Origin of the sequence: Corynebacterium sp. LaCa78, assembly GCF_046717505.1 — a bacterium.
Taxonomy (GTDB): Bacteria; Actinomycetota; Actinomycetes; order Mycobacteriales; family Mycobacteriaceae; genus Corynebacterium.
On record NZ_CP177112.1, the window covers coordinates 2,412,459 to 2,436,979 of the forward strand.

Annotated in this window: 18 protein-coding genes; 10 read left to right on the forward strand and 8 right to left on the reverse strand. The window is 59.2% G+C overall.

Going from position 1 to position 24,521, the window contains the following annotated elements; translation table 11 throughout:
• The 5 genes from istA to leuS form a co-directional block, all read right to left on the reverse strand.
• Positions 1-1,635: an IS21 family transposase gene (istA, locus tag ACLI1O_RS11535; protein WP_411696935.1), complete on the reverse strand. Its 1,635-nt coding sequence runs from the start codon at positions 1,633-1,635 to the stop codon at positions 1-3.
• A gap of 246 nt (positions 1,636-1,881) precedes the next feature.
• Complete coding sequence (gene nrdF / locus ACLI1O_RS11540; RefSeq protein ID WP_284772024.1) at positions 1,882-2,895, reverse strand: class 1b ribonucleoside-diphosphate reductase subunit beta; 1,014 nt, start codon at positions 2,893-2,895, stop codon at positions 1,882-1,884.
• A 39-nt stretch (positions 2,896-2,934) separates the two neighbouring features.
• On the reverse strand, positions 2,935-3,408 hold the full coding sequence (nrdI, locus tag ACLI1O_RS11545; RefSeq protein WP_023016373.1) for a class Ib ribonucleoside-diphosphate reductase assembly flavoprotein NrdI: 474 nt from the start codon (positions 3,406-3,408) through the stop codon (positions 2,935-2,937).
• Between the two features lie 136 nt (positions 3,409-3,544).
• Entirely contained in the window at positions 3,545-4,279 is a 735-nt protein-coding gene (locus ACLI1O_RS11550) for a metal-dependent transcriptional regulator (RefSeq protein WP_284772023.1), read from the reverse strand.
• Between the two features lie 3 nt (positions 4,280-4,282).
• Entirely contained in the window at positions 4,283-7,129 is a 2,847-nt protein-coding gene (gene leuS, locus ACLI1O_RS11555; protein ID WP_411706881.1) for a leucine--tRNA ligase, read from the reverse strand.
• Positions 7,130-7,426: 297 nt separating this feature from the next.
• On the opposite strand from leuS, the gene ACLI1O_RS11560 reads away from it, so the two are divergent.
• The 3 genes from ACLI1O_RS11560 (at position 7,427) to ACLI1O_RS11570 (ending at position 12,341) form a co-directional block, all read left to right on the forward strand.
• Positions 7,427-9,010: an alkaline phosphatase gene (locus ACLI1O_RS11560; RefSeq protein WP_239269591.1), complete on the forward strand. Its 1,584-nt coding sequence runs from the start codon at positions 7,427-7,429 to the stop codon at positions 9,008-9,010.
• A gap of 111 nt (positions 9,011-9,121) precedes the next feature.
• The gene (locus ACLI1O_RS11565) at positions 9,122-11,707 is read left to right on the forward strand and encodes a hypothetical protein (protein ID WP_239269590.1); all 2,586 of its coding nucleotides are present in this window, start codon (positions 9,122-9,124) and stop codon (positions 11,705-11,707) included.
• 1 nt (position 11,708) lies between these two features.
• Positions 11,709-12,341, forward strand: a complete 633-nt coding sequence (locus ACLI1O_RS11570) for an MOSC domain-containing protein (RefSeq protein ID WP_239269628.1) — start codon at positions 11,709-11,711, stop codon at positions 12,339-12,341.
• Between the two features lie 26 nt (positions 12,342-12,367).
• On the opposite strand, the gene ACLI1O_RS11575 is transcribed toward ACLI1O_RS11570, so the two are convergent.
• Together ACLI1O_RS11575 and ACLI1O_RS11580 are read right to left on the reverse strand one after the other, a co-directional pair.
• Positions 12,368-13,552 (reverse strand): MFS transporter, encoded by a 1,185-nt coding sequence (locus tag ACLI1O_RS11575; RefSeq protein ID WP_370657797.1) that lies wholly within the window; start codon positions 13,550-13,552, stop codon positions 12,368-12,370.
• Positions 13,553-13,772: 220 nt separating this feature from the next.
• Positions 13,773-15,248, reverse strand: a complete 1,476-nt coding sequence (locus ACLI1O_RS11580; RefSeq protein WP_239269588.1) for an NAD-dependent succinate-semialdehyde dehydrogenase — start codon at positions 15,246-15,248, stop codon at positions 13,773-13,775.
• A 310-nt stretch (positions 15,249-15,558) separates the two neighbouring features.
• Here ACLI1O_RS11580 and ACLI1O_RS11585 point away from each other — a divergent pair, with 310 nt between their 5' ends.
• From ACLI1O_RS11585 to trpA, 6 genes are read left to right on the forward strand one after another with little or no spacing between them, the layout of a single operon-like run.
• Entirely contained in the window at positions 15,559-17,085 is a 1,527-nt protein-coding gene (locus ACLI1O_RS11585; RefSeq protein WP_239269587.1) for an anthranilate synthase component 1, read from the forward strand.
• The gene (locus ACLI1O_RS11590) at positions 17,082-17,729 is read left to right on the forward strand and encodes an anthranilate synthase component II (RefSeq protein WP_239269586.1); all 648 of its coding nucleotides are present in this window, start codon (positions 17,082-17,084) and stop codon (positions 17,727-17,729) included. Before ACLI1O_RS11585 ends, ACLI1O_RS11590 begins: the two co-directional genes overlap by 4 nt.
• Entirely contained in the window at positions 17,729-18,748 is a 1,020-nt protein-coding gene (gene trpD / locus ACLI1O_RS11595; protein WP_411706882.1) for an anthranilate phosphoribosyltransferase, read from the forward strand. Before ACLI1O_RS11590 ends, trpD begins: the two co-directional genes overlap by 1 nt.
• A 23-nt stretch (positions 18,749-18,771) precedes the next feature.
• Positions 18,772-20,199 carry a bifunctional indole-3-glycerol-phosphate synthase TrpC/phosphoribosylanthranilate isomerase TrpF gene (gene trpCF / locus ACLI1O_RS11600; protein WP_239269584.1) on the forward strand — a complete coding sequence of 476 codons (1,428 nt, stop codon included), beginning with the start codon at positions 18,772-18,774 and terminating at the stop codon, positions 20,197-20,199.
• Positions 20,200-20,201: 2 nt separating this feature from the next.
• Positions 20,202-21,404, forward strand: coding sequence for a tryptophan synthase subunit beta (gene trpB, locus ACLI1O_RS11605; protein WP_411706883.1), 1,203 nt, complete (start codon positions 20,202-20,204; stop codon positions 21,402-21,404).
• A gap of 2 nt (positions 21,405-21,406) precedes the next feature.
• A complete protein-coding gene (gene trpA, locus ACLI1O_RS11610) occupies positions 21,407-22,249 on the forward strand; it encodes a tryptophan synthase subunit alpha (RefSeq protein ID WP_239269582.1) in 843 nt (280 codons plus the stop codon).
• A gap of 92 nt (positions 22,250-22,341) precedes the next feature.
• Here the strand turns inward: trpA and ACLI1O_RS11615 are convergent, their stop codons facing one another.
• Positions 22,342-23,553 (reverse strand): dicarboxylate/amino acid:cation symporter, encoded by a 1,212-nt coding sequence (locus ACLI1O_RS11615; RefSeq protein ID WP_239269581.1) that lies wholly within the window; start codon positions 23,551-23,553, stop codon positions 22,342-22,344.
• Positions 23,554-23,753: 200 nt separating this feature from the next.
• Between ACLI1O_RS11615 and ACLI1O_RS11620 the strand changes: the two genes are divergently transcribed.
• Entirely contained in the window at positions 23,754-24,233 is a 480-nt protein-coding gene (locus ACLI1O_RS11620; RefSeq protein ID WP_370658460.1) for an SdpI family protein, read from the forward strand.
• Positions 24,234-24,521: the final 288 nt, after the last annotated feature.

Genomic DNA, 24,521 nt, shown 5'->3' on the forward strand with positions numbered 1-24,521 from the left:
CTATACCTTCCATTCTTTATCAGTGAAGGCAAACGCCCCGGCCCCGCGTACATGCGACACAGAGTCCGGCGTGTCCGCCGTGGGCTGTTGGCGGTGCGCACGCGTAGTGTCGATGGCCGTCGACAGTGGTACATCGGTGGGCAAATACGCCTGTGCTGCGGCCTGTTTTAGATCCTTGAGCTCTTGGGCTACTTTGTTGACGCTGGGGACTGCTTTGCGCGATAACAGCTGACCACAGGCTTGTTCGAGTTCGATTCGGGAGTAATCCTTCGATAGGTTCAGTACGCCCAGAACGCTAGAATATGCTTGGGCTTCGACTTTACGAGCGTTAAACATCTGGCCGATGAGCTGTGCTGTCGCGGTCCCAATACTTTTCGCCCAGTCTTCCAAGCGTTGCCGGTTCCACTGGGTGTTTAAGTCCTTATGGTTGTCGGGGACATGCTCATCCAAGGTGGAGTAGCCATAATTAGCAGGGGCAATACGATGTGAAGCAACAATCTCACCGTCGTAGAAGACATCCAGATAGTCATCAAAAAGTTGCACGTCGACGAACTTGCCCGCTAGCTTCCACGGCACTGAATACCAGTGATTGGCGATCCGGATGTGGTAGTTCATTGCGACCTTGGACTTCTTCCACCGCGACCACGACCACCGCCGGTCGGGCAATGGGCGCAGCAGCTGTTGCTCATGGTCTTCAAACAACTGGCGACGAGAGATATCCTGCCCGCGGAAGGGACGGCGATCGTTGATGAAATCGCTTTGGTCCTCGAGGGCCTTATTGAGCATGTCGAAACTGTAGAACTCCTGGTCGTCGAGGTATTCCACGCACCATTGCTGGGCAATATCCACGGCCTTTTCAACATTCGCCTTATACCGCGGCCGGTAGCCTTTCGCCGCAGTAATACCTATCTGATAGAAATCGGCAAATGTAGAATACTCCGCAACCGGGATACGCCCCCGCAGCCCACAGGAAATCTGTTGCGTGGCTGTGAGCGCGTTATCCGGGATCAACCGCAGCGGACAACCACCGAAATACTCCAAAGCCGCACGGTGGGCTAAAAGCCACGACCGCATTTTTTGATCCGGCCACGCCGATACATGCATCATCCCTGAGTGCGGCAATGAAGCTACAAACAAGTGCGCGGTAACCCGCTGGCCTGAGACAGGATCCACAACGACCATTCCATCGCCCGACCAGTCCACCATGAGCTCGTCACCGGGATCGTGATTCAGTGGCGCTGACAGCTGATGAACATCGACATAATGCTCAAACAGCGAACAGTACTGTCGATACGAATAATGACGCTGACCAGTACCAACAGGGAACTCCAGGTACTTGGCGTGCGCGACTTTCAACGTCACGCGCTTGCCAGAGACCATCCGCTCAGCAACCTTTTTGAAATCCGGTGCGAGGAACTCCGCATCGTTGCGACGCCGGTTATCCGGAAATAGCTCCTCTAACTGGGCATTCGACAATCCAGCAATCCCACGAGCATCGAGTCGATGGTCCCTTACAACGCGACTGGCCTTATCAATCGTCGACTTCGAGACCCCTAAATCGGCTCGAATCTGGTTCCAGGAACGATTCCCGGCAACCAAGACAAACATGATGGCACGGTAATCCGTCACCACCATCACTCCTTCCACGTGAACGCGACCCACGCGTACACACTGCGTGGGCCGTCCACTAAAGAGTGCCTAAAAACTACCCCCGGTACCCGATATCCGCACCGGTCGGTACTCGATACCGCCCTACCGGTACTAAATAGCGTCGCGCGTCAATGGTTGGCGATCTTCTTCGCAATGCTTTCCCGCCGCAGGCTGCCAACGAGTACAAGAAGTTTCATGATGTGTGTCCTTTCGCGTGGAGGCTTGTTGATTTTAGAAATCCCAGTCGGCATCGGAGGTCTCTACGGCTTTGCCGATGATATAAGAGGACCCCGACCCCGAAAAGAAGTCGTGGTTTTCATCCGATCCTGGCGTGAGTGCCGCGAGGATTTTCGGGTTGACCTGGCATTCCTCGTACGGGAAGAGGTTGGGATAGCCCAGATTCATCAGGGCTTTATTAGCGTTGTAGCGCACGAATGTAGCGACATCATCCATAAGCCCGTACGGTTCATAGAGCTCGCCGGAATAGCGCATCTCCAGATCATAGAGCTTGCGCACCAGGTCAAAGGTGAATTCGTGCATTTCTTCGCGGCGAGCTTCCGTAGCATGGTCCAGTCCCCGCTGAAACTTGTATCCGGAGTAGTAACCGTGGACCGCCTTATCCCGCAGGATGAGCCTGATCATGTCAGCGGTATTGGTGAGCTTCCCGTGCACGCTAAAGTGCAGTGGAAGATAGAAGCCGGCGTACAGCAGCAACGAGGATAAGAGGGTAGAGGCAACCTTGCGTTTTAGTGGATCGTCGCCGTAGTAATGCACCATCACACTGGTAGCGCGCTGCTGCAGCACTGGGTTATCCACGGCCCACGCATAGGATTTTTCGATCTCTTCGGTGCTGGCCAGGGTGGAAAAGATGGAGGAATAACTCCGCGCGTGCACCGCCTGCATGAAGGCGATATTGGTATAAACAGCCTCCTCATGCTCAGTCCGGGCATCTTGAATCTGGCTGATTTCACCGACGGTCGCCTGCACGGTATCCAGTAGGGTCAACCCGGTAAATACGCGGATGGTGAGGTCTCGTTCGGCTGGGTCCATGCGGGACCAGTCATTGCGGTCATTGGAAAGCGGGACCTTCTCCGGCAGCCAGAAATTCGAGGTCAGGCGGTTCCACACCTCTAAATCCTTATCATCCCAGATGCGATTCCAGTTCACTGGGCGCAACGGGGTGGAGGCATCGTGGCGAAAATGCGGCGGGGTTTGGGATCGCTCAATGAGCTCTTGATATTTCATCGGTATTTTCTCTTTTCTTTGTCTTCGAGGCCCTAGCCATCAGGCAATGGACGCGTGGGCGGTGGGGTAGAGGTGGTGCGCAAAGAAGTCCTGCAACCCCTCCCGTACGCGGGCAACATCGCGGTCGGTACCGAGCAGCTCAAAACGGTAGAGCTCAGGCACGCCGCACTTTCGGGCTATCTGTGGCCCGGCGCAGCAATACGCTTCACCAAAATTGGTATTTCCAGAGGTGATGACGCCGCGCAGGAGTGCGCGATTTTCCGGAACGTTGAGGAATTGGCGCACCTGCACCGGAATCGCCGCCTTGATATTGCCGCCACCGTAGGTCGGGACGATGAGCACAAAGGGCTCGGTGACATAGAGCATTCCTTCGCGCTTCGGCCGCAAAGGAATGCGTGCCGCCGGAAAGCCCAGCTTGTGGACAAAACGGTGGGTATTTTCACTGACCGAGGAAAAATACACAAGATTAGCGGCGGTCTTAGTGCCGCAGGGTGGCGTCGAGGCTGTAGTCATCTCGCTCCTTAGTGGCTGCGCCGAAGCGCACTTTCTGCTTCAACTACAGATCTAACGTACTTTTAACTACGTCGCAACTAACCACCGTTGACATGCGCAAATAACCCAACTTCCAAAAAGAGGAGGGGTAGGAAAGTTACATGCGCACCCACACGGCGCGGGCTGCATGGGAGCTCAAAGAAAACGCCACGGAATACTCATTCTGGGCATTCTCGTTCTGGTTGCCCTCTACGCGCACTACCATCCCGCCGGAATAGGGCTGGCTTTCGCGCACGCTCACGGCAGCGCCGATGGTCAGGTTATTCTCGCTGAAAAAGCGCAGCAGATCGGCATCCGCATCACTGATGCGGTCGACTACGCCGGCCTCGCCAGGCTCCAAATCGCTGAGTTTGCGCAGATCTCCTGGCTCGGACGCGGGGGTCGCGGCATAGTCTGCGGGGTAGTCACCCGCGGCGCTGGGGATGGGGTCTCCATGCGGATCGCGGCGCGGGAACCCCAGTTCAGCGTCTATGCGCTCCAGAAAGAAATCGGAGACGCAGTGCTCTAATTGCTCGGCTTCCGCGTGGACCTGGTCCCAGCGGTAGTGCAGGGATTCCACCAGGAAGGTCTCGATGAGGCGGTGCCGCCGCACCATGGCAAGGGCAAAGGCACGCCCCTCGGCACTCAGCCCGATGGCACCATACGGCGTATGGGTGACGAGGCCCTTTTTCTCTAGTCGCCGCACCGCATCCGACGCGCTGGAGAGCCGAACGCCTATGTGCTGGGCGAGCATCTTCACCGTCACGGGCTCGTCGTGCCATTCGCCCAGCTTAAACAGGGCCTTGAGGTAGTCCTGATTGGACGGCGAGAGGCCCGAGACGTCCACGCTCATTGGTTACTTAACCACCAGGTTCACCATCCGGCCGGGAACGTAGATCTTCTTCACCACGTTCTTGCCGGAGGTAAGGTCAGCCACCTTGGCATCGGCAAAAGCAGCCTCGAATACGGCGTCTTGGTCAGCATCGGCCGCGACGTTGATGCGGGACTTAACCTTGCCGTTGATCTGGACTGGCACCTGAATCTCATCATCTACCAGGTATTTCTCCTCAAATGAGGGGAGTGGCTCGTAGGTGATGGTCTCATCGTGGCCAAAGCGCTGCCACAGTTCCTCCGCAATGTGCGGGGCGATGGGGGAGACCAGCTGGGCGATGGGCTCCACCGCCGCGCGCGGTGCCTCGGTGCGGTAGGTCTTGGTCAGGTAGTTGACGTATTCGATGAGCTTGGCCACCACCGTGTTCAGGCGCAGGTTCTCATAATCATCGCGCACGCCCGCGATGGTGCGGTGCAACTGCTTCAGATCATCCTGGGTGAGCTCGGCATCGGTAGTAGCCACTTCACCGGTGTCCTCATTGATGGCCAGGCGCCACAGGCGCTGCAGGAAGCGCTGCGAACCGACGACGTCCTTGGTCGCCCACGGGCGGGAGGTATCCAGCGGGCCCATGGACATCTCGTACACGCGCAGGGTATCGGCGCCAAAGTCGCGGCAGATATCGTCCGGGGCCACGGCGTTTTTCAGGGACTTGCCCATCTTGCCGTACTCCTGGTTGACCTCTTCACCGTTGTAGTAGAACTTGCCGTCCTTTTCCTCTACCTCGGCCGCAGGGACGTACACGCCACGGGAATCGGTATAGGCGTAGGCCTGAATATAGCCCTGGTTGTACAGGCGGCGATATGGCTCCTGAGAGCTGACAAAGCCCAGGTCAAAGAGCACCTTGTGCCAGAAGCGGGCGTAGAGCAGGTGCAGCACGGCGTGCTCGACGCCGCCGACGTACAGATCCACGCCGCCCGGATCGTTTTCACCGTGCTCATCGGGGCGCGGGCCGGTCCAGTAGCGCTCGTTTTCGATATCGCAGAAGGCCTCGCTATTGCGGGGATCGATATAGCGCAGCTGGTACCAGGAAGAACCCGCCCACTGGGGCATAACGTTGGTATCGCGGTAGTAGGTCTGCGGGCCATCGCCCAAGTCCAGCTCTACTTCTACCCAGTCGCGGACCTTGGCCAAGGGCGGCTGCGGCTCCGAGTCCTTATCTTCTGGGTCGAAGGAGGCCGGCTTGTAGTCTTCCACCTCGGGCAGCTCCACCGGCAGCATCGACTCTGGCAGCGGATGAGCCATGCCGTCCTTGTCGTAGACGATGGGGAAGGGCTCGCCCCAGTAGCGCTGGCGGGCGAAGAGCCAGTCGCGCAGCTTGTACTGAATCTTGCCGCGACCGGAGCCGTCCTTTTCCAGCCATTCGATGGCCTGGGCGATGGCCTCCGCCTTATTCAGGCCATTGAGGTCCAGACCATTATCGTTGGCGGAGTTTACCAACGCGCCGTCCTCGGTCCAGGCTTCTTCCTCGATATTGCCGCCGGAGACGACCTCCGTAATCGGCAGGCCAAAGGCCTGGGCAAACTCATAGTCGCGCGTATCGTGCGCGGGAACGGCCATGATGGCGCCGGTACCGTAGCCGGTCAGCACGTAGTCCGCGATGAAGATCGGGATGCGCTTGCCGGAGACCGGGTTGATGGCATAGGTGCCCAAGAATACGCCGGTCTTTTCCTTGTTTTCCTGGCGCTCCAGGTCCGACTTTGCCGCGATATCCGCGCGGTAAGACTCGACGGCTTCCTTCGGGTCATCGTTGCCGTAGGTCCAGCGCTCGTCCACGTCATCGTCGTAAGGAATGGGGGACAAGAGGGCATCGACAAGCTCATGCTCCGGTGCCAAGACCACGTATTCCGCGCCAAAGAGCGTATCTGGGCGCGTGGTAAACACGTCGATGCCGTAGCCTTCCGCGGGGAAGGTTACCTCCGCACCGCGGGAGCGACCGATCCAGTTGCGCTGCATGGACTTGACCTTCTCCGGCCAATCCAGCAGCTCCAGATCATCGAGCAGGCGATCCGAATACGCGGTAATGCGCATCATCCACTGGGACAGATTTTTACGGAAGACCGGGAAGTTGCCGCGCTCAGACTTGCCTTCCGCGGTGACCTCCTCGTTGGCCAAGACGGTACCCAGGCCCGGGCACCAGTTCACCGTGGAGTTGGACAGGTACACCAGGCGGAACTCATCGACGGCCTGGGCCTTTTCCTGCGCGGACAAGTCCTCGTAGTAGCGCCCGTCCTTGGTGGTGCGCTTATTGGCCTCCAATTCCTTGATGAGCTCAGCAGTGGGGCGGGCCTTTTGCTGCTCTTCATCGAACCAAGAATTATAAATCTGCAGGAAGATCCACTGTGTCCATTTAAAGAACTCAGGATCCGTGGATTCCACCGAGCGGCGCGGATCGTGGCCCAAGCCCAGCATGCCCAGCTGGCGGCGCATGTTGTCGATATTGGCCATCGTGGTGGTCCGCGGGTGCGTACCGGTCTGAATGGCGTACTGTTCGGCCGGCAAACCGAAGGCATCGTAGCCCATGGTGTGCAACACGTTCTTGCCCAGCATGCGGTTATAGCGGGCGTAGGTATCGGTGGCGATATAACCAAACGGGTGCCCCACATGCAGGCCCGCACCGGAAGGGTAGGGGAACATGTCCTGCACATTGAGCTTTTCCTTGGGCAGCTCGCCCGCACCCGTGGCTAGCGAACCGACCGGGTTCGGCGCGTTAAAGGTCTCGTGGTCCTTCCAATACTGCTGCCAAGTCTTTTCGATCTGGTTCGCCAGCTCAGGGGTGTAGCGGTACGACGTGGAATCGCTCGGTTTAGTCATAAACACACAGTGTAATAGCCCCAGCCCGGCGCGGGGTAGGCAGAGGTGGGTTTTGCTTCACTAATCCGGCACCGGGCTGGCACTCTGGCGGTGACGAAGGGGGAGTGGGGCAAGGACTAAGGCCCGCCACGAGATGTTCCGGCGGTGTTTAGGAGCTATTAACGCCCAGTTCCTTTCATGGTTAAACCACGCCTTTATCTTCAATTCAAGGCTTTGCACCCAGCTATGTCTGGGTTACTTCTCTCTTGCTCGCAAAGCCACCATCTCTTCATCTCTCACTTCCACAAAGGACAATTCATGCGCACCTCTCTCCGCATTGGCGCCGCTGCCGTAGCCGCAACCGTGGCTACCGCTGGCGCAATTGCCCCAGCCACCGCCGCCGAATCCCAGGGCCCAAAGAACATCATCTACATGATTGGTGATGGGATGGGCTACGGCCACGTGGCATTTAATAACCTCTACGAAACCGGCCAATCCAAGTACCTGGTCGATGGCGCATTTAGCGCCGAAGGTCCAGAAGAACTCGACGGCGAATCCGTGCAGCGCTTCGAAGACTTCAACCGCCTGTCCATGACCACCTACCCAAATAACTCTTCCTATGACCCACAAAAAGCGTGGGCTAGCCATGAGTACGTGGATAAGGGATACACCGATTCCTCTGCTGCCGGCACCGCCATGTCCACCGGCGTGAAGACCGATAACGGCAAGCTGGGCGTGAACGATTACGGCCACGAGCAGGAAAACACCTCCGAGCGCGCCAAGAAGGCCGGAAAATCCGCCGGCGTGGTCTCCTCCGTGCCGTTTAGCCACGCCACCCCAGCTGCCTGGGCCGCGCACAACATTTCCCGCAATAACTACCTGGAGATTGCGGATGAGATGTTCAACTCTGATCTTGATGTCATCATGGGTGCCGGCCACTCGTTCTACGACGATGACAATAAGAAGAAGGATGAGGCCAAGTACAAGTACCTATCTGAAGAGGTCTACAACAAGCTGTCTTCCGGCGAGTCCGACTGGAACTACGCCGAAACCAAGGAGCAATTTGAGGCCTTGGCCCAAGGCGAGGTCGCGGCGGGGGAGAAGTACTTCGGCCTGGCGCCTGTGGCCTCGACCTTGCAGCAGGGGCGCACCGGCGAGTCAGCGGAGCCTTTTGACATTCCGTTTAACGATGTCGTGGATCTTCCCACCATGACCACCGGCGCCCTCAACGCGCTGGGCCAAAATGACGAGGGCTTCCACGTCATGATCGAAGGCGGTGCCATCGACTGGAGCGGCCACGGCAACCAATCTGCCCGCGATATCGAAGAGGTACAGGACTTCAATAAGTCCGTCGATGCCGCCATCGACTGGGTAGAAGAAAACTCCTCCTGGGACGAGACCCTGTTGGTGGTTACCGCTGACCACGAAACGGGATACCTCTCCGGTGCCAATGAGCGCTCTGAGGGCAAGTTCAACTCCATGAACGGTGGCGGTAACAACACCTTGCCCTCTGGCCACCAGTGGTACTCCACGCAGCACACCAACCAGGTCGTCCCATTCTTCTTCCAGGGTGCTGGCTCGGAGGCCCTTCGCGCGAAGGCCACCCACACCGATCCTGTGCGCGGTGACTACATCGATAACACCACCTTGGCCAAGCTCACCTTGAATGAATGGTGGATCAAGCACGATGACCAGGGCGGCAACGACCAGGCAGACGATTCTGCATCCGATCAGCCCGGCAACAATGACAACGGCGATGACGGCTCTTCCAAGAGCGGGCTCCTCGCCGGCATCGCGGGCGCCGGTATCGCCTCGCTGGCCATCGGGGCCATTGCCTTCTTGGCGCAAAAGCTGGGCATCATCACCATCAACCCGAATGCGTGGCGTAACTTCTTCCACTAATCCACGCGATTAATCGCGCGCGAAGGCTTTCATCACCGGCGGTGGTGAAAGCCTTTTTGGCCTCTGCCTGCAGAATCCACATCTTTTCAAAAATGATCTAGGCTGGTGTAAATGAGCCAGGAGAAGTTTCGTAGCCAGCTATCATCTTTTCTAGACGCGGCGGTTTTTCAGGGGGTCCCGCATCTTCGCCTCGCGCCGGATACCGATACTTTAGAGCTTTACCTGCCAGCCGTGGGCGCGGCCTATGAACCAGAAGACCCGCAATGGACCGTGGCCACGCAGCTATTGGATGGTACGGAGGTCACCCGCAAGTTTTATTACGTCGCCGGTGAAGAACCTGGCCTGTGGGTTTCCATGCCACAGCCCTTTACCCACCTTGCCGTAACGTTTGCGGAGCAGACCCTGGAGTTTGCGGGTATTGCCAATGGCGGCCTGCTGCTCGATTCCGCGCACCGCCCCGTCGATAGCACGCAGCCCATCCCGCAGGGCGCGTACACCTTCATCGCGCCGAACGGCACGCAGCTAACACCTACCCCGGATAGCCAGCCGCGCCCGCATGGCGCGTGGGAAGGCTGGTCCATCTTTGAGCTAGCGGCAGAAGATTCCTTCTCCATTGCTGTGCCGCGCCAGGACAAGGCCACCATCACCGTTGCGGATAGCGCGGATTTTTCCTGGGATATGGCGGTCAAGTCCCTGCCCAACGCGCGCGGGCTGGACGGCGAGCTGGTGTACACGAAATCCCCGCGCCTCTTGGTCAATACCCCACTTCACCTGCAGCTGACCTATGTCCCCATCGGTGGGGAAGAGGAAGAAATCTTAGAAGATGAGCTGCCGGAGGGAATCCATGAGGTTCTACCCGGCGACGTCTTCGAAGACCCCTGGGTGGGCCGGTATCGCTTTAGCCTGTTTAAGGGCGAGGAGCTTGTCGATGTCCACTATCTCAACTTTGCCGAAACGCTCCACATGCGCTCCAAGAACGAGGGGCCCCGCGGCACCAACTTCCGCTTCATCGACGCGCTGGGTAACCTCTCGCCGTTTAGCTATGCCCTGGCCTCGTCTTCCGATAAGCCCATTCACATGGAAAAGGGCCAACGCGTATTTGGCGAAGACGAATCGGTGCGCGAGGAGACCATCAGCAGCGAGGCCGGCTACGAGCTGACCTTTGAGGTCATTCCGGCGACCATCCGCACGCGCGTGAAGCGTACCGCGGCCGAGCCCGTGGATTATATGGACAAGCAAGTCATCCTGGCGGATCAGCTGGATGCGGATGCACTCTTTACGGTGCACTCACCGGAGCCGCTGCCGCTGGCGAAATTCGTGGTCATTGATAAGAACCAGAAGATCCGGGATCTCGTTACTGCCAATGGCTCGACGGAGGCGACCAATACTCTCTCCGTGCCGAATCGCGCGCTTAAGGCCGCGCTGACCAAGAAGTCCTCGCTGGAGCTCTACCTCCTGTGGTCCACGCTGTCCTACGAGGAGTACCTGGAGGGCCTGCCGGATAAGGAGCGCGCGGCGCACTTGAAGCGCAGCATGGACCGCCGCGTGATGGAATACGAGGCAACCGCGGCAAGCGACCTTATCTATGCCGCCATCGCCACGGTGCGCAAGACGCCGCTGGTCGCCCGCGCCACTATCGAAGACGGCATTCTTATGCCCGAGCAAACCCACGAGGAAGAGGTGGAGCTTTTGGCTTGGGCGTGGCCGCTTGGCAACCCCGCCAGCGAGCCGCTGCCCTTGGAGCCGGTTGAGGAGGGCTTCGAGCTGCCGGAGGAATTGCACGAGGCGGGCGATCTCATCGTGGACTTCCGCGAGGATGAACCGGCCAGCGATCTCGCCGCCCCGCAGTACCCGCCGGCGAGCTCGCTTATCATCTTCCACGATGGCGAGAGCGAGAATACCGCCGGCACGTGGGAGACCTATGCCGCCCTGCGCCGCCTTGCCCCCAAGGCCAAGGAGACCTTCGAGGGCGTTATCAAGGACATCGAGGCTGATCCGCGCGCCAGCCTCGATGCGCTCATGCAGGTGGACTTCGCGCGCGGCCAGCGCATGCGCGCGTTGGTGCGCACGGGCCTGATTACCAGTTCCTTTAACAGCGATGGGGAAGAGGCCACGGATCCGTCTTCCGTGCTCGCCGCGCTTGCCGATGCCAACCAGGCCCACGTGGAGCACTCCGGCTCCCCCTCGCTGTGGCGGACGGCCACTACGGGCGTAGACGATGTCACCCGCCCCATGCTGCTCATGAGCGCCACCGGCGAGGCCCCAACGCCCGCTACTGACAGCGCGCAGCTGTGCGATGACGCCCACCGCATCGCCGCGCTGCGCGAGTGCTTCGATAACGACTTGGCGCTGACCCGCCTGGGGACCATGTCCAACCTGCGCTCTACCGCGCTGCAATTGCGGGTGACGCTGCAGCAATTGGGCGTAGATAAGTCGGTATTGCACACCCTGCTCGCCCTGGACGCCTTCGGGGATGGAAACACGGATCTTGGCGGCTCTGCCTGGATCCCGTTTATTTCCTATGTTTTTGCCATTACCGCGCGAGGGGTGGCCAATGGGAAGCTCACCGATCCAGCCGTGGCCTCCGCGCTGGATAACGCCCTCCCGCAGCTCGCGGAGGCGGTTTCGCTGGCCCCGGAGCTGTTTTACCGGGATATTCTCACTGCGGAGGCACTTACCCGCGACTACAGTGACTGATATGCAGGTTATTTCCACCAACGTCGCCGTGCGCAGGCCGGATCCGAGCGGGAGGCATGAGTTTTCGGGCATCGACAAGCGCCCGCAAGACTTCATCGATATCTCCGCTCCCGGACCAAATTACGGCGATGGTTCTGGCGTGCGCGGTGATTCTATCGGCGATAGCGATCACCACGGTGGAAGTGACAAGGCGGTTTATGCCTATGCCCGCGAGGAATTGGATTATTGGGAGGATTCGCTGGGCCGCACGCTGGCTTCAGGGTCTTTTGGGGAGAACCTCACCACGCGCGGTATTGATCTCTCCGCGCTGCTTATCAATCAACGCCTCCACATCGGTACGACCACGCTCGAGGTCTCCATACCCCGCCAGCCGTGCGCTACCTTTTCCGGCTGGGTGCAGGAAAAGGGCTGGCTCAAGCGGTGGACCGCGCGCGGTGATTGCGGCGTGTACTTCCGCGTCATCTCGCCCGGGCGCATTTCTGCGGGGGATGCCATCACCCGCGGCCCCGCTCCCGCGCACGATATCACCATGCGCATGGCATTTGCGGCCAAGATGGGGGACCGAGCGCTGGCCCGGCGCGTGGTCGATGCCAAGTGCTTGCCGCCCCAGCACGCAAAAAAGCTCCGGGTATAAACCCGGAGCCAAAATTCATTGCGCCTTTAAGCCGGCTGCGTGCCCTCTGTGGCGCTGACGACGGGCGCCTTCGCCTTGGGGTAGCGCCCGTGGACCATGTAGTAGTACACCGCCGCTACGGCGATGAGGCCGGCCAGGATGAGGTACATCGTATCGAAGCCGGTGGCGCTCACGATGGGGCCAAGCCCGAAGGGGGCGAGGCCGATGCCGAAGTCCATCAAGAGGAACATCGTGGAAATACCCGCGCCTATCTGGGCGGCCGATACAGAGCGTACAGAAATGGCCTGGCAGGCGGGGCTTAGCGTGCCGTATCCCATGCCCGTAAACGCACCCGCGACCACGAGCATCACGTCATTGCTGGGAAAGCCCATGATAATAAGGGCGATGGCGAAGGACACCAGGCCCAGGTACATGACCGAGTTATCGCCTTTGTGGTCCTGGATGCGGCCCAAGAAGAAGCGCATGATGAGCATGACTACGGCGTAGCCGATGAAAAAGAGGCCGGCGCCGGCGGCCAGGTCCTCTTCGCGCGCATAGGCATTGAGATAGGTGACCACACCGGAGTAGGCGATGCCCACAAGCAGCATGAAAAAGCCGATCGGCAACACGTTGGGGTGCACCGCGTTGCGCAGCTTGAAGGCCGGCTTTTCCTCATCGAGCTCCGCCGGGTAGCGCAATACGAGCGCCAGCACGAGGGAGACGATATTGGAACCTAGGGCGACCGCAAAGAGGGTGTTATAGCCAATATTATTGGCCAAGAACAAGCCCACTGCCGGGCCGAAGGCGGTGGCAAGGGTGGTGCCCAAGGCGAAGTAGCCGGTGCCTTCCGCGCGGCGCTGCTGGGGGATGACGGATTGCGCGACGGCCATCAGCGCCGTAGAGGTCAGCGCATAGCCTGCGCCGTGAAGCAGGCGCACCAGGATCAGGACGGCCACGTTATGCGCCACGAAATAGCCCACCGTCACGATGCTGACGAAGGCCAGCGAGGTCAGGGCGGCGTGCTTTTGCCCCACGCGGTCCACCAACCAGCCGGAGACGATGCGCATGAAGGTCGCGCCCAAAACGAAGGCGCTGGAGGCAAAACCACTGACGGTATCGGACGCCCCGAAGCTTTCGACGGCATACAGGGCCATGGTCGTCACCGTTAGGTAGAAGACAAGGAACTGGCCAAAATTAGCCACCCACGCCAATAGGAACGTGGGTGTAATCAATGGCGGCTGAGCTGCCGCTGAATTCGTTGTTGACAAGACTCACTCCAAATAAAAAATAAAAAATCCTCCCAACCGCGCACGGCCCCAGAAGGGCCGCGTGCGGGGAGAAGGAAAGCAATCACAATTATGCGGGGAGTGAGTATACGCCGCACGCACTTAAATGTTTAATCAAACACGGTTATAAGCGCGCTAAACAGTGATTGCGTTGCCGGCTAAAGGCCTAAGCGTTGGCATAAGGGTCGCGGATGCCTAGGTATTGCACGGAGGTGTATTCCTCGATACCTTCCGCGCCACCCTCGCGGCCCATTCCGGATTGCTTCACTCCGCCGAAGGGGGCAGCGGCATTAGAGATAACGCCGGCGTTGAAGCCCATCAGGCCAAACTCTAGGCCATCAGCGATGCGCCACAGGCGGTCCGAGTTCTCGGTAAAGACGTAAGATGCCAAACCGTACTCGGTATCATTGGCGATCTCGAGCGCCTCTTCCTCGGTACTGAAGGTGATAATCGGGGCGACTGGACCGAAGATCTCTTCCTGGGCGACGCGTGTTTCACGTGAAACATTGGTAATCACCGTAGGCTCGTAGAAGTATCCGGCACCGTCCCCGCGCTTACCGCCGGTGGCGATGGTAGCGCCCTTTTCTGCAGCATCGTCCACCAATGCCGCAATGCTCTCCAAAGCCTTGGACTCGACGAGAGGTCCGCAGGTAATACCTTCGTCCATACCATTGCCCAGATTGAGCTTCTCAAACTCCGCAACGAGTTTCTCAGAGAACTCCTCAGCAACAGACTCGTGGACCAAGAAGCGGTTAGCTGCGGTGCAGGCCTCGCCGATATTGCGCATCTTGGCGCCCATCGCACCCTGGACCGCTTGGTCAATATCTGCGTCCTCAAAGACAATGAATGGGGCATTGCCGCCCAGTTCCATGGAGGTACGCAGCACGTTATCGGCCGCGCCCTTCAAAAGGGTCCGGCCCACTGGGGTAGAACCGGTGAAGGAAAGCTTGCGCAAGCGGTCATCGGCAAGCAATGGCTCCGAAATTGCAGATGCAGACTTGCCGGCAACGACGTTGAGAACGCCCTTTGGAAGCCCAGCATCGATCATGGTTTGCGCAAAGTACTGCGCAGTCAGGGGAGTCAGCTTGGCCGGCTTGAGCACCATCGTGCAACCCGCTGCCACCGCAGGAGCCACCTTGCGAGTAGCCATGGCCAACGGAAAGTTCCACGGGGTGATCAGAAGGCAGGGGCCCACCGGCTTGCGGCGAGTGATCATCCGCAGCGTGCCTTCGGGAACGGTTGCGGCGCGACCGTAATCGCGCACCGCTTCCTCACTGAACCAACGCAGGAACTCGCCGCCATAAGTGACCTCGCCCTTAGCTTCCGCGAAGGGCTTGCCCATCTCTAGCGTCATCAGGGCGGCGAATTCATCTGCCCGCTCCTGTACTAGATCGAATGCTCGGCGCAGAATCTCCGCGCGCTCGCGCGGCGTGGTGCGCGCCCAGTCATCCTGCACGGCACAGGCAGCGTCGAGGGCAGCAATCGCATCGTCCGAGTTTGCGGAAGATAGCGTCGCCAGCGTTTCGCCCGTCGCTGGGTTTTCAACGTCAAAAGTCTCGCCGGAGGTGGAATCGCGCCACTCACCACCAATAAGCAATTGGGTGGGGACCTTTGCAATTACCTCGTCGATATTAATACTCACTTATCGTCACCTTTCTTGAAGATATTGACCTGCACCACATTACCCTTAACGGGCGCGAAGACCACTCATTAGATACCGATTGAATATTTTTCACTTGTTTCTTCCACGCTATAGAAATTTAGGCTAGGCTAGTGCCCATGAAGAAAATGACTACTCGTTGGTGGTGGCGCGCGTAACTCGCGGGCCTTTCTTCGCACCCCATTTTTAGGCTCGCATTCTGCGGGCCTTTCGGCGTTTTCAGTGCCTTTGCTCGCGGATACCCCGGGTCCCTCGCACTCTGTTCCTCAGTTACTCCTGAAAGGGCACTGCAATGACATACACCGCCACCCGCGATATTGCCTATTGCCGGGATGCCTCAGCGCTATTTCATAGCTTGGCGCGATCGAGCGATTCCTTGTTATTGGAAAGCGCGGATATTGAAACCAAGAAAAACCTCACGTGCCTGGCCGTGCTCGATGCCGCGGCGAGAGTGACCTGCACCGGCCAGCGAGTTCGCGTCCTCGCACTCAGCCCAGCGGGGGAGCAGCTCATCACCATGCTGTACTCGCGTTTTACAAACCGGATTGTTTCACGTGAAACCACGGAAATTGTCTTTGAGTTCTCGCCCTCCAGCGAGTCTGATGAACGGCAACGGCTCCTAGATGAATCGACGGCCGATATCCTCCGCGCGCTGCAGCGCGATCATTCCTATTCCTCGCCCTTGTTGCCATTCGTCGCCGGCGGCTTTGCCTATGACTATTTGGCCACTTTTGAAAACCTGCCTGAGGTAGGCGAGGGGCCCAATACGTTTCCCGATTATGAATTCCTCGTCGCCCAAACTGTCCTTGCGGTGGACCACCTAACGAAGACGGCGCGGGTAGAGGGCTGGGATATCGACCGAGCCCGCTTGGAAGACAGGCTCGACGCCTTGGCCGCCACGCCCATCGACGCGATAGAGAATCCGGCGCTTGACCAGCCCGTGGAGACCTTGAGGGCGACCGCGGATATTGACGATGCCGCGTTTTGCGAGCAGGTGACGCGGCTCAAGGGCAATATTGACTCTGGCGATATTTACCAGGTCGTCCCCGCTCGCACCTTCACGGTGGACTGCCCCGATGCCTTCGCGGCCTATCGCCAGCTCCGGGAGACTAATCCTTCGCCGTATATGTTCTATCTCCGGGGAGAAGGTTATGAGCTTTTCGGCGCATCACCGGAATCCAATTTGAAGTTTGACCCAGAGACGCGGCAGGTGGAGCTCTATCCCATTGCCGGAACTAGGCCCCGCGGGCTCAACCCGGACGGCACGATCAACGATGAATTGGATATCCGCAATGAGCTAGAAATGCGCACGGATACCAAGGAGTTAGCCGAGCACACCATGCTGGTAGATCTGGCGCGCAATGACCTCGCCCGCGTAGCAGAACCCGGCACCCGGCGGGTGGCAGACCTGCTCCAAGTAGACCGCTATTCACGAGTCATGCACCTGGTCTCCCGCGTGACCGCCACGTTGCACGAGGACTTCGATGCCCTCGATGCCTACCGCGCCTGCATGAACATGGGAACGTTGACCGGCGCACCCAAGTTGCGCGCCAGCGAGCTCATCCGCCAGGCCGAACACAAGCGCCGTGGCTCCTACGGCGGCGCAGTGGGGTACCTGCGCGGCGACGGCGCCATGGATACCTGCATTGTCATTCGCTCCGCCTTCGTCCACCGCGGTACGGCCGCCGTCCAAGCTGGTGCCGGGGTGGTGCACGATTCCATCCCGCAATCCGAAGCCGATGAAACCCTGCACAAGGCCTATGCCGTTCTCCACGCCATTGCCCTCGCGCACAACGCCACCCTGGAGGTACAGCGATGAATTCACCGCACGTGGTCTTGCTCGATAACCACGATTCCTTTGTCTATAACCTCGTCGATGCCCTCGCCGGTTACCGCACCACCGTCTACCGCAACAGCGTCTCCGTCGCGGAGGTGCTGGCGGCCGAGCCCGATATTATTGTCCTTTCCCCAGGCCCCGGCCACCCGCGCGATGCTGGTTGCATAATGGAGCTTATCGGTGCCACCTTGGGCACCATCCCCATCCTCGGCGTCTGCTTGGGCTTCCAGGCGCTACTGGAATACCACGGTGGCGGGGTAGGGCCGTGCGGCCCCGTGCACGGCAAGTCCATACCTATGACGCTTACCGATGCCGGCACCGCCCACCCAGTCTTCGCCGGCCTAGCCACCGATGCCGATCCCGCCCAGCCCTGCGTCCCCGGCACCCAGGTCCCCGTGGCCCGGTATCACTCCTTGGGGTGCACGCGCGTGCCAGCCGGCATGCGGGTGCTCGCGGAGACGGAGGCAGAGATCGGGACCATCGCCATGGCGGCAGAAACGGACGATGGGATGGCACTAGGGATGCAATTCCACCCCGAGTCAATCCTCTCGCCCCGTGGCCCAGACATGCTAGACCGTTGCATCCACCGACTATCGACCCATCCCACTATGGAGCCAAAGCATTAATGACGAACCAAAGCCCATTGAAAACGCTGCAAGCCTTCTTGGATAATCCCGCACCCACCGTGGAGGAGGCCACCAAGGTCTTCACCCCGGTTGCCGTGGGTGATTATGACGATATTCAGATCTCCGCGTTGCTCACACATATCCGCACCCGCGGCGAAACCCTCGCGGATATCACGGGTGCCGCCAAGGCATTCCTGAAAGTTGGACACCCCTTTCCCATTACCGGCGAGGGACTCATGGACTCCGCGGGCACGGGCGGCGATGGCGCAAATACCATCAATATCACTACGGCGGCCTCCTTGGTTGCCGCCGCTGGGGGAGTGAGGATGGTCAAGCACGGCAACCGGTCCGTTTCCTCCAAGTCCGGTTCCGCCGATGTGCTCGAGGCACTGAATATTCCCCTGGACCTGGACGTGGACCGCGCCGTCCGGCAATTCGAGGCCTCCAATTTCACCGTCCTCTTCGCTCCGGCCTACAACCCCGCAGTGGCTCACGTGCAACCGGTGCGCAAGGCGCTCGGGGTCTCCACCATCTTCAATACCTTGGGACCCCTGCTCTCCCCGGGCCGCCCCAAACTACAGATCATGGGCATCGCCAACCCCGCCCAGGGTCCCATGATCGCGGAAGTCTTCCGGGAGCTGGGGCGCACGCGGGCGCTCGTCGTCCACGGCGCTGGTACCGATGAGATTGCCACCCACGGCACCACCCAGGTTTGGGAGCTAAAGGACGGCGAGATTTCACACTATGAGCTAACGCCGGAGGAGTTGGGCATCGCCAAGCATGAGCTCAGTGAGCTTGCCGGCGGCGACGGCCAAGATAATGCCGCGCACGTGCGCGCCATATTTAATGGCTCGGGTAAGCCGGCGCACTATGACGCTGTCGTGGCATCGGCTGGGGCAATGTTTTATCTGGGTGGCACCACGGCCTCCATTGCAGAGGGCGTCGCGCACGCCAAGGGGCTCATCGATAGCGGGGACGTGGACCGCTGGCTGCGCACCCACGAGCAAGCGGAATACTAAGAAGGCCACACGAGGGAAAAGAAATGACAAAACAGAAACTGCCGACGGTGCTCGAGGGGATTGTGGCTCAGCGCCGCACTCACCTTGCCGGCATTCGCGAGCGCATCGCCCACGTAGATGTGGACAAGCTTGAGCCGTCTCGGCGTTCGCTTTTTGCGGCGCTCAATGGCACCAATCGCTTCATCATGGAGTGCAAGTCTGCATCGCCATCACTCGGAATGATTCGCGAGGATTACCGCCCCGGCGAAATCGCGCGCGTCTATTCCCGCTACGCGAATGCCATTTCCGTGCTGTGTGAGCCGGAGCGGTTCGGCGGGGATTACGATCACCTCCAGACCGTAGCCCAGTCCACGCACCTGCCGGTTTTGTGCAAGGACTTCATCGTCGATCCGGTTCAGGTCTATGCCGCGCGCTACTACGGCGCGGATGCGATTTTGCTCATGATGTCCATCGTGGATGATGAAACTTTTGCACAGCTGAAGTCCTTGGCGGATAAATTAGGACTAGATGTACTGACTGAAGCCATCACCAAGGAGGAGGTGGACCGGGCGCTATCCTTCGGGGTGGAGATCATCGGCATTAATAACCGCAACCTCCATGACTTGAGCATCGACCTCTCCCGCACCGAGCAACTCGCCGGGTACGTGCCTGACGATAAGGTCGTCGTCTCCGAATCCGGTATCCGCGATAACCACACCGTCCGGCGTTTAGGTGCCCACGCCAATGCCTTCCTCGTCGGCTCCCAACTCACCTCTCACGAGGACATCGACCGCGCCGCCCGGGATCTGCTCTTCGGCGCGAATAAGGTGTGCGGGCTCACCGCCACCTCCACGGCCCAAGCCGCCCGTGCCGCCGGTGCCCGCTACGGAGGGCTCATCTTCGCCCCGGATTCCCCGCGCAATGTTTCACGTGAAACCGCCGAGAAAATCATCGCCGCCGAGCACGGCTTGGATTTCGTAGCAGTCAGCCGCAGCGACGACCCCGCAGAGTTGCGGGCCGCGGCGGCGACCCGCGGGCTATCCGGAATCCAGTTGCACGCCCCGTTCCAGGGCAACTTGGATGGCGAGCTGGCGCTGATCGAGCGTGCCCGCGCGGTGCTCGCGGACACCGATGCCGAGTTTGTCTGGCGGGCCATCGACATGACCAACCCCCAGTGGATAGAGATGGCGCCGGAACTCGCCGCGCGTGTGGACCGCCTCGTGCTCGACTCGGGTAGGGGAGGCACCGGCCAAAGATTTGATTGGGCGTCGATCCCGGAAGACATCAAAGCTCACAGCCTCCTGGCAGGGGGCCTCAGTCTAGACAACCTGGAAGGCGCGCTCCGCGTGGGTACCGCTGGGCTCGACCTGAATTCAGGATTAGAAACGCGCCCCGGGAACAAAGACGCCGCCCTGATTTCTCAAACCTTCCGCACCATCCAATTATTCAACCAACCAGACAAGAAAGATTAACCATGCCCGATTCACGTGAAACACTCCTTCCCGCGTACTTCGGGGAATTCGGCGGTCAATACGTCCCGGAATCCCTCATCCCCGCATTGGATCAATTGGAGCAGGCGTTTGTTGATGCCCAAAATGATCCCAGGTTCCGCGAAGAGCTCGCCGGATTGCTGCGCGACTACCTGGGTCGTCCAACCCCCGTTACCGAGGTAAAAAAGCTCGGCGGGAAGGCGCGGATCTTCCTAAAGCGCGAAGACCTCGTCCACGGCGGGGCACACAAGACCAACCAAGTGCTCGGACAGGCCCTCCTGGCAAAGCGTATGGGCAAAAAGCGAATCATTTCCGAGACCGGCGCGGGCCAGCACGGCACGGCAACGGCATTAGCGTGTGCGCTGCTCGATCTCGAATGCGTGGTCTACATGGGCGCCAAGGATGTCCAGCGCCAGCAACCGAACGTCTTCCGCATGGAACTCATGGGCGCGAAGGTCATCCCCGTTGATACCGGATCCGGAACCCTGAAGAATGCCGTCAACGAGGCCCTGCGCGATTGGACCGCTACCTTCCATGAATCGCATTACCTGCTCGGCACCGCGGCGGGGCCGCACCCATTTCCCACCATCGTGCGCGAATTCCACCGCGTCATTTCTACCGAAGCCAAGGCGCAGCTGATCGAGAAGACGGGCGGCCTTCCCGATCTCGTCGTCGCCTGCGTGGGCGGCGGCTCCAACGCCATCGGCATGTTCGCGGACTTCATTGACGAGGACGCGGTGGAATTGGTCGGCGCCGAACCAGGCGGTGCGGGCCTCGACTCCGGCGAACACGGAGCCACCATCAACAACGGCACCGTGGGCATCCTCCACGGCGCGCGCAGTTACCTCATGCGCAATTCTGACGGTCAGGTTGAAGAATCCTATTCCATCTCTGCGGGTTTGGACTACCCCGGCGTGGGCCCACAGCACGCGCACCTTCACGCAACCGGCCGAGCAAAATACGTGGGAATCACGGACGCCGAGGCCCTAGAGGCATTCCAACTCTTGTCCAAGAAGGAAGGCATCATTCCCGCCCTCGAATCCTCCCACGCGCTGGCCTATGCCCTCAAACGCAAAAACGAGGACATCACCATCTTGGTCTCACTATCTGGCCGCGGCGATAAGGACATCGACCATGTCCGCCACACGCTGGAATCCCACCCCGAACTGCAACTCAAGGAGAACTAATCATGGGCAGCCGTTATGATAAGCTTTTTGCCGCGTTGCGTGAGAAGAATGAGGGCGCGTTTGTCCCTTTCATCATGCTGGGCGATCCGACCCCTGAGGCCAGCCTGGAGATCATCCGGACCGCAGTCGCCGCCGGGGCCGACGCCTTGGAGCTCGGCGTCCCCTTCTCTGACCCAGTGGCGGATGGTCCCACCATCCAGGCTTCGCATATCCGCGCCCTCGATGGGGGAGCAACTCTTGATAGTGCTTTGGATCAGGTGCGGACGATTCGTTCCGAGTTCCCTGATTTGCCCATCGGCATGTTGATCTATGGGAACGTTGCCTTCGCCCGCGGAGTGGAGCAATTCTATGCGGAGTTCGCGGACGCTGGCGCCGATAGCATTTTGCTTCCCGATGTCCCCGTACGCGAAGGCGCCCCATTCATCGCCGCGGCAAAAGAAGCCGGTATCGACCCCATCTTCATCGCCCCCGCGCGCGCCGCGGAGCGCACGCTCGCCGGCGTTGCCGAGCATTCACAGGGATATATTTACGCCATCTCCCGTGATGGCGTCACGGGAACCGAGAAGGAATCCGAGACCACCGGCCTCGACGAGGTCGTCGCCAGCATTCAGCGCTTTGATGGTCCACCGGTGCTGCTCGGTTTCGGTATCTCCTCACCGCAGCACGTCGCCGATGCCATCGCCGCAAACGCCGCGGGCGCCATTACTGGGTCCGCGATCACCAAGATCATCGACCGCCATGTTTCACGTGAAACCGGTGCCGCTGGGACGATCGAGGATGCCGATGCCTTGCACGCTGAGCTGACCGACTTCATCTCCGCGATGAAGGAAGCGACCAAGCGTTAGAGCCTTCCGGACGGTAGCGCCAAAAAGCCCCCTGGCTTCCTCCCACATTTGTTGGGTGGGGAAGCCAGGGGGCGCAAATGTTTCACGGGAAACTAGGCCGCAGTCTCCGCCTCTTCTTCATTGAGAGTATCGACCTTATCGCGGGCGAACTTATCGACGACCATCGCAATGGCACCATCGCCGGTCACGTTCGCTGCGGTGCCGACGGAGTCAATCGCTATATAAGCGGCGATCATCAGCGCCACCATTCCGTCATCGAAGCCCATCATATCCGCCAAAAGGCCAACGGCCACCATAACGGCACCACCCGGCACGCCTGGTGCGGCGATCATCATGATTCCCAGCAGGAAGATAAAGCCAAGGCCGGTGCCAGTGCTGATATCCATATTCGCCATAAAGACGATGGCGAAGGCATAAAGCGTCAGCTTCATCATGGACCCGGACAGGTGAATTGTCGCGCACAGCGGGATCACAAAGCTCGCGACCGGCTTCGAAATGCCGTTACGCAAGCTGGATTCCAAAGACACCGGAATGGTCGCAGCAGAAGATGACGTACCCAATGCAGTGAAGTATGCCGGCAGCATATTCCGCAGGGCCTTAAAAGGATTCTTTCCTGCGATTGCACCGGCAACCACATACTGGAGCACGAGGTACACCAGCGTCATGACCACTGCCAGGATCAGTACCTTCGCAAAGGCAGAAAGGACGTCGCCAATATTGCCATTCATACCCAGGCCAAGGAACATGCCGAAAATGTAGAACGGCAAGATGGGAATAACGAATCCCCAAATGACCTTAACCACCACATTTTCCAGTTCCTTGGTGACGGTATAGAGCGTATCGGACTTCACCGACGTCATGGCGACACCAATGCAGAAGGAAAGCAATAGCGCCGTCATCACCTCAAACGGTGGTGCCATCTCCACCTCGAAATAAGGTGAGAGGGAGCCTTCGTCCACGTCCGATACGTTGGTCACTAGGGTTTGGCCCGCCAGCATCGAAGGATAGAGCCACTGTGCCAGGCCATAGGCAATCAATCCCGAGAGAATGGTGGAACCGTAGGCGATGCCCGCCGTAACCCCCAACCATTTTCCTGCGCCCTTGCCAAGACCGGCGATCGCCGGGGCGACAAGGGCGAAAATCAGCACAGGAATGAAGAAGTTGAGGAAGTTACCAAAGAGCCCGTTAAAGGTGGCAAAGGCTCGACCGAACCATTCGGGCGCAAAGAAGCTGACGACAATGCCAAGCACGATGGCGAGAACGATGCGGAAAAGGAGAGAGTCCGCTATTTTCTTGAGATTCATGCAATCACAATCAGGTTAGGTGTTCCCAGTCCGGGGACTCACTTGTGTGTGGTTCGACGGAAGGAGAGACAACGTGGTGCAGGTGCAAAATCGAGCGAATATCTATCGATCGATCCAAATTGAATATTACCCGAGCCGCCTTATATTTAAGACACAAGCCCCGTAGCTTAATTTCCAATATCGCGTTGCAGGATTAAACTATGGATATGGTCGCAGTGGGAATCATATTTTTAATCCTTGCCGTTTTCCTTATCGCGGTGGGCGCACTCGCCGCCACCAAGCGGTTGCCCGGCAATAAATACATCGGCTTGCGCTTACAAGAGATCCGAAAGTCACGTGAAGCGTGGGATAACGCCCACGCCGTTGCGGGCCCCTTCTGGGCCCTTGGCGGAGTTTCGCTGCTTTTCGGCGGCGTCGTAGCCTTCCGCGCGGAAGGTTGGATGTGGCTTATTCCGGTCACCACTTTCGTAATCGCTATCCTCGCGCTTTCCGTCGGCTCAAACCTTGGCTCGCGCGCGGCGTTTCTTTATGAGCAAGCGCATGCCGATGACGATGGTTGTGGCGATAGCTGCAACTGCGGCTCCGGAGGCTGCGGTGGGGAGGAGGCCACAGACTCCGCCGCTCAACCCGAGGTTGATCTGGGTGCCCTCCGCCAGGCCGCTCGCCACTCTGATAATTAAATAACTATCTTTTGAGTTTCTTTCTCCCTCCCTTTCCTGTCCGGCAATCGCGCCACACAGGGACGGGTCAGGGAGAGTTTTTATGACACTGTGACGTTATTATTCCAACCACGGAATCCCACACTTTTCGTCACAACTAAATTAAGTTGGGGGTATTTAACGACTCGTACCTATGTTGGACTCCATCTATAGTTGCGCGTCTCAACCTACGGGGATTCCTGTGGGCATTCCTAGAACTCGCATAGAGGTTCCGCAGAGCTCGGCTCCGCCACTACACCTAACGCGGGG